This window comes from Clostridium senegalense (assembly GCF_018916625.1).
Taxonomy (GTDB): domain Bacteria; phylum Bacillota; class Clostridia; order Clostridiales; family Clostridiaceae; genus Clostridium_J; species Clostridium_J senegalense.
Map to the genome: position 1 here is coordinate 1 of NZ_JAHLNC010000034.1, position 961 is coordinate 961.

General features: G+C 26.8%; 1 protein-coding gene. It reads left to right on the top strand.

What is annotated here, in order from left to right:
* The coding region (locus KQI36_RS17635; protein WP_216452012.1) for an RNA-guided endonuclease InsQ/TnpB family protein at positions 1 to 840 on the top strand (840 nt) is incomplete at its 5' end.
* Positions 841 to 961 lie beyond the last annotated feature (121 nt).

Sequence of the window (961 nt, forward strand, 5' to 3'; positions counted from 1 at the left end):
AATAAAGATGTTAAAGCTTATTTTCCTAAGAATAATAAAACTGATTGGACTATAGAAAGACATAGAGTTAAGATACCAACGATTGGGTGGATGAGATTAAAAGAATATGGGTATATACCAACTAACTCTATTGTAAAGAGTGGGACAGTTAGTCAAAAAGCAGATAGATATTTTGTGTCTATCTTAATTGAAGAAGATATAAAATCTAATGATAAACCTTATTCTTGTGGAATAGGTATTGATTTAGGCATAAAAGATACTGCTATTTGCAGCAATGGAATAAAATTTAAAAATATAAATAAAACGAGTAAAGTTAAAAAAATAGAAAGAAAATTAAAAAGGGAACAAAGAAAACTTTCAAGGAAATATGAAAGTTTAAAAATAAGAAATAAAAATAATAAGGAGGGAGCTACTAGACAAAATATCCAAAAGCAAGTAGTTAAGGTACAGAAAATCCATCAAAGATTATATAATATTAGAAATGATTATAATAATAAAATAGTTTCAGAGCTAGTGAAAAACAAACCAGTTTTTATAACTATAGAAGATTTAGCTATTTCTAATATGATTAAGAATAAGCATTTATATAAAGCTGTACAAAAGCAAAAATTGTATGACTTAAGAAATAAACTTATTTCAAAATCACATCAAAATAATATTGAAATAAGACAAGTGAGTAGATGGTATCCATCATCTAAACTTTGTAATAAATGTGGAAGCGTAAAAAAGGACTTAAAGCTTTCAGATAGAGTATATAATTGCATGTGTGGTTATAGTTTTGATAGAGATGCAAATGCTTCATATAATCTTAGAGATGCAAAAGAATATAAGATTATCTAACGTTAAATAGATACTTATATATGTACCGTTGGCTAAATGGGAATTTAAGCCTGTGGAGTGCTATATAAACCAAAGTAGCTTCGGCAAAATGGAGTACATTGAAACAGGAAAAATCTCAATA